The sequence below is a fragment of the Shewanella sp. SM74 genome (assembly GCF_025653725.1).
GTDB lineage: Bacteria > Pseudomonadota > Gammaproteobacteria > Enterobacterales > Shewanellaceae > Shewanella > Shewanella oncorhynchi.
The window spans coordinates 1-5,291 of sequence record NZ_JAKKRZ010000063.1 but is presented as its reverse complement, the minus strand read 5'-3'; the positions used below and the strand labels follow the sequence as shown (position 1 = coordinate 5,291).

Annotated in this window: 5 protein-coding genes and 2 pseudogenes; 3 read left to right on the top strand and 4 right to left on the bottom strand. The window is 38.9% G+C overall.

Features of this window, described 5'->3' with window-relative positions:
- The 3 genes and pseudogenes from L5M49_RS24710 to L5M49_RS24700 form a co-directional block, all read left to right on the top strand.
- Window positions 1-227, top strand: a 227-nt coding sequence (locus tag L5M49_RS24710) for a transposase domain-containing protein (protein WP_263180492.1), incomplete at its 5' end; no start/stop codon positions are given.
- Window positions 228-236: 9 nt separating this feature from the next.
- Window positions 237-536 (top strand): annotated as a pseudogene (locus L5M49_RS24705) (transposase); the annotation flags it as partial.
- Between the two features lie 60 nt (window positions 537-596).
- Window positions 597-689: pseudogene (locus L5M49_RS24700) on the top strand (S24 family peptidase); the annotation flags it as partial.
- A 104-nt stretch (window positions 690-793) separates the two neighbouring features.
- On the opposite strand, the gene L5M49_RS24695 reads toward L5M49_RS24700, so the two are convergent.
- The 4 genes from L5M49_RS24695 to L5M49_RS24680 form a co-directional block, all read right to left on the bottom strand.
- On the bottom strand, window positions 794-1,774 hold the full coding sequence (locus L5M49_RS24695) for a putative bifunctional diguanylate cyclase/phosphodiesterase (protein WP_263266978.1): 981 nt from the start codon (window positions 1,772-1,774) through the stop codon (window positions 794-796).
- On the bottom strand, window positions 1,756-2,850 hold the full coding sequence (locus L5M49_RS24690) for a bifunctional diguanylate cyclase/phosphodiesterase (protein ID WP_263266977.1): 1,095 nt from the start codon (window positions 2,848-2,850) through the stop codon (window positions 1,756-1,758). Before L5M49_RS24690 ends, L5M49_RS24695 begins: the two co-directional genes overlap by 19 nt.
- 292 nt (window positions 2,851-3,142) lie before the next feature.
- Complete coding sequence (locus tag L5M49_RS24685) at window positions 3,143-4,705, bottom strand: PAS domain-containing methyl-accepting chemotaxis protein (protein ID WP_263180493.1); 1,563 nt, start codon at window positions 4,703-4,705, stop codon at window positions 3,143-3,145.
- A 359-nt stretch (window positions 4,706-5,064) separates the two neighbouring features.
- Window positions 5,065-5,291, bottom strand: a 227-nt coding sequence (locus tag L5M49_RS24680) for a transposase domain-containing protein (protein WP_263180492.1), incomplete at its 5' end; no start/stop codon positions are given.

The window sequence follows — 5,291 nt, the reverse complement described above, 5'->3', positions numbered from 1 at the left end:
ACAATAGAGCTGAACGTGCAGTAAAACCGTTTGTGATAGGCCGAAAAAATTGGTTATTTAGCCAAACGGCTAACGGTGCACATGCCAGTGCCGCCCTTTACAGTATTGTGGAAACCGCCAAAATAAATGGTCTAATCCCATTTGATTACATCATGGTTTGCCTTGATGAACTGTGTAAACCAGAACCCAATATCGATAGCTTGTTACCCTGGAATTTTAAACAGTAGGTGTGGTTCGCTAGACGGTTACTTTATGAGCTTGGTTATGAACGTAATAAATTGGTTCAGCTTGGGTCTGAAGAGCCAGCCCATCAAACATTAGCGGGTGTGCATAGAGTCGCATCACTATTGAAAAGGTGGATATTAGGAACTCATCAAGGTTCGGTGGGGCATGAACATTTAGATAGTTATCTCGACGAATATGCCTTTCGTTTTAATCGTCGAGCTTCTCATTCACGTGGTCTACTATTTTATAGATTACTTGAACAAGCGGTGGTTACACCACCCGTTAGCTATGAAAATATCAAAGAGCGCTAAACACAACATGTAGTGGGTAGTGGAGCTAACAGGATACCCCTTATATAATAACAGTGCACGTTGAAATTTATTCCTATTAAAGCTCATGCAGGTCTCGTTGGTTTTGAGTCTCCTGCAACTGAGTACACACAACTTGGACTTGATTTAGACCAACAATCACTGTTGAAGCGGCATTGAACGTGGAAATGGATGAGCATTTGGGGTATGAAAAATCCCGTGTAAGTAATAGCCGCAATGGTAAAACCAGCAAGTAAGGATTAAACGAACTCAAGAAAGAATTCATGTTCAGGTATAGGCTTGCTATATAAATACCCTTGTATAGCGTCGCAACCTAAAACGGACAAAAATACTTTTTGCTCTTGACTCTCTACACCTTCTGCGACTGTTTTTAGTTGTAAACTATTTGCTAACGCTACAATACTAGATACTATTGCTGAATCATCCTCTTTCCTTGGCAGGCCATCAATAAAGCTTTTATCAATTTTCAATGTATCAACGGGGAGTTTCTTTAAATAGCTTAGTGAAGAGTAGCCAGTGCCAAAGTCATCAATTGAAATAGCAACGCCTATGCTCTTTAATTTCAGTAATGTTTTAATAGTTGTTTCAATATCTTCCATCAGTAAGCTTTCTGTTATTTCTAATTCAATTTGATTTCCTTCAATTCCGGCTTTTTTGATTGATTCATTTATATCATCAACAAAAAATTCTGATTTAAGTTGTGCGGCAGATACATTGATTGATACTGTAATTGGCAGTGTTGAATGGTGTTGCCAGTTTTTTGCAAACTGGCAAGCCTTATCTAGTACAAATTTACCTAAGGGTATAATAAGACCTGATTTTTCGGCTAAAGGAATGAACTCAATAGGAGAAACTCTGCCTAATTTGGGATGATCCCACCGTATTAGTGCCTCACACCCAGCTAAGCTGCTGTTCTTTAAACTTTGCTTTGCCTGATAGTAAACCTGAAAATCATTATTTTGCAAACTTGTACGCATATCTGAAACGAGTTTGAGTTGATTTATTCTTTTTTCTTCAATCTCTGAGTTATAGACTTCGTAATTGTTTTTTCCTTTCCCTTTGACTTGATACATTGCTTGGTCAGCAGATCTTAATAATTCGTTAAAACTTTTTCCATGCAAAGGAAAAACAGCGACACCAATACTTGCTGTGATATCGACAACACAATTGGTATAAGATTTTCTTATTTGTAATAGTGAAGTTATTTGCTCACAAAGCAATTGATTTTTTTGTCTGTTACTGAATTGTAATCATAGAAGTCAGATATGGCTATAAACTCATCACCTCCAAGTCTAGCCAAATATGTGTTTTTGGGGAGGTTGTTGGATAATATTACAGCAATTTCATTTAAAAATTCGTCACCTATCAAGTGACCTTGCGTATCATTAATGTTTTTGAAGTTATCTAAATCAATATACAAAACAGAAAAATTTTTATTATTCAATTGCGCTATGGCTATTTTATCTTCTAGTTTTTTACGACATAAAACGCGATTAGGTAACTGGGTAAGCTCATCAAAATGTGCAAGTTGCGTAATTTTTCCTTCTTTTTCAATTAGTTGTGTGACATCTAATACCGCCCCTAGCATACGAACAGGCATGGAGTTTTTATCGCGAATGACATGGCCTTTTTCTAGTACATGTCTTACTTCGCCACTAGGCTGAACGACGCGATGCATTATTTCGTAGGGGACATCATCAGAAATTGCTGTATTAACAGCATCAATAACTGATTGCCTATCATCAGGGTGTATACAGCTAAGAAATGCCTTATATGTTGCGTCAAATTCTTGCGGTGTTAATCCAAATATTCGGTATATTTCATCGGTCCAAACTAGTGTTTCGTTGGTAATATCCCAATCCCAAGTTCCTACATGTGCTAATGATTGTGAAAACTCTAATCGTTCCTGCATTTTATAAAGTGCGGTGATTACCAACTCTTTTTTGGTTAACGTTCGCATTGAACAGACAGTGTAAGTATTTCCTGATTCTTTGTAATGATTAAGCTCTATAGATACAGGTATTTCTTTCTTATTTTTGTCGAGCGCCCATAATCCGGCAACCGTTCCCATCGAGCGTTCAGTTGGGTGACTAATAAATGAGTTGCGAATAGGTACGTGCTTTTCTCGATAACGTTTAGGTATCAAACACTCTACGGTTTTACCAACTAACTCTGCTGGTTGATAACCTAATAGTTTTGTTACCGAATCGTTAACCCACGTGATTTCACCTTTATTATCTACAACGATTATAGTGTCGGGTATTAAATGTAATAAATCAGGATAAAACGGAGACATAAAAATTCCTAAGAAAAATTAAATACACACTTATTATGCAGTTATTGTTGATTGCAGTGAGTGATAGACTTTTTCTGGCAATGTAACCAACCGCATAGGGCAAGCGGCGCAAGCACATGCTAACCAAGTGAGGTGCGCAATACACGCCGTGTCCACTTCATGTGCTCTTCTACCGCGGCATCAAGTTTGGTAATGAAGTTATTCAACTTTTGCGATGAGATTTGGTCGGATCCATAAAAAAATGATGCTCAGATAATGTCTGCGCTACTACGTAGTAGGCTGCCATAATAACCTAACCTCTAAATTGTTCAATTAGACTTTTCTGTACCCGCAATTGCTCTAATAAGCTCGCGGCCAGTCGTGACACCGTTATTCCATTCTCTTCGCTCACCACGGCCAGGTCATTAACTCTAACAATATTTTTACTCACCAGCTCTGTTACCACAGATTGTTCTTCAATTGCTGCTGAAATTTGTGTATTCATATCTGATACTTTGCTTACTTCGGTGTGTATGTTACGCAACGATTCCCCTGTTTTCTCAGACAAAATCACACAATTTTCAGACAGTTTTTTACCTACTTTCATTGCACTCTCTGCATTATTTGATTCCAGTTGAAGTTGTGCAAGCAGGGTATTAATCTCTTTTGTAGACTGCTGTGTTCGCTTTGCAAGGGTTCTTACTTCATCAGCAACAACCGCAAATCCCCGTCCCTGCTCTCCTGCTCGTGCCGCTTCAATGGCAGCATTCAAAGCAAGTAAATTGGTTTGGTCGGCTATACCGCTAATCTCAGACAATACCCTACCAATCGAGTTACACCCTTCAGTCAGGCGGGTAACCACCTTATCAACTTCTGCAAGTTGACTAGATAACTCATTTATAGCCCTTACAGTTGAATCAACAACTTGCTGACCTGCTTCAGATATGTTTCTTCCTTCATCAGAAGCCTGTGCGGCCACAGATACCGTTTTAGCCAAATCTTGTACGGTAGCCGCCATTTGGTTAATTGCAGTCGCAATATGTGCCGTTTCGGCATTTTGCTCAGCCAAATATTTTGCCACCATGTCACTGGCACTATTGGTCTCGTTCGCGGCGTCCGTAATGTTTATTGATACATCATTCACCCGCCCAACTATGGCGTTTATCTCTGCCTTACGCATTTTTAAGGCCAGGTGAATATTGCCTACCACATCGTTATGGCCCGTATATATGTAACTCATTAAAGGGTTGTCAAACACAGCTTTTGCATCATCGAGCAATCTGCGGTACTTGCTTCGCCAGGTTGTAAAGAATATTGCGGAAATGAGAGTCACAATTAATAAGGGAATGCTCAGCAGCCAGGGGATATTTGTAAAAATCATCATCGCAACAAAAGCCAAACACAAAAAAAACAACAGGCCTTGTATGATTGCGGTTGCATCGATACTGGCTCTTAAAGCCCGCGGCGTTTCACCTTTGTTTAATTTAGCGTATATGGCAGTGGCATTGTCCTTCACTTGATTATCGAGCTTGGTTCTTACCGACTGATACTCTTGTATTTTGCCATGACTATCTTTAATGGGTGTGACATAGGCATTAACCCAATAATAATCACCATTTTTACAGCGATTCTTTACTGGCCCCATCCATGATTTACCCTGCTGAACAAAACTCCATAAATCTTTAAACGCCTGTTTTGGCATATCCGGATGTCGGACAAGATTATGTGGGTTGCCTTTCAATTCATCCAGGGTAAATCCGGCAATTTTGCAAAATTCGGGGTTTGCGTAGGTTATTTTACTGTCTAACTCTGTAGTGGATAATAATATATCCGCGCTGCCAAAATTAACTTCATTACCCGAATGATTTCTAGTCATAAAATTACTAATCCATTGATATATATATATTATTTATTTATTTATTTATTTATAATATGCCGAATATTACGTAAGTCAAATAAAACTTTAGTATAGAATCCGTCCAACACATAAAGCAGCAATTAACCCGACGAGAGTTGGTTGAGCCAGGATTAAATTGTTACTTGGCGTTATATTTAGAGCGTTCTAAAAAACAGCCCATATACCGCTTTTCCGCCATCTTATTAGAAACACCACGCTATACTTTTAGAGTTCCGGAACTGCATAAACCTCTATTTTTAACTTCGGTTATAAAAGGGGCGATTGCCATGTAACTGTTCAAATCAGTTGTAGAAAGGTAACCGTCTAGCGAACCACACCTACTGTTTAAAATTCCAGGGTAACAAGCTATCGATATTGGGTTCTGGTTTACACAGTTCATCAAGGCAAACCATGATGTAATCAAATGGGATTAGACCATTTATTTTGGCGGTTTCCACAATACTGTAAAGGGCGGCACTGGCATGTGCACCGTTAGCCGTTTGGCTAAATAACCAATTTTTTCGGCCTATCACAAACGGTTTTACTGCACGTTCAGCTCTATTGT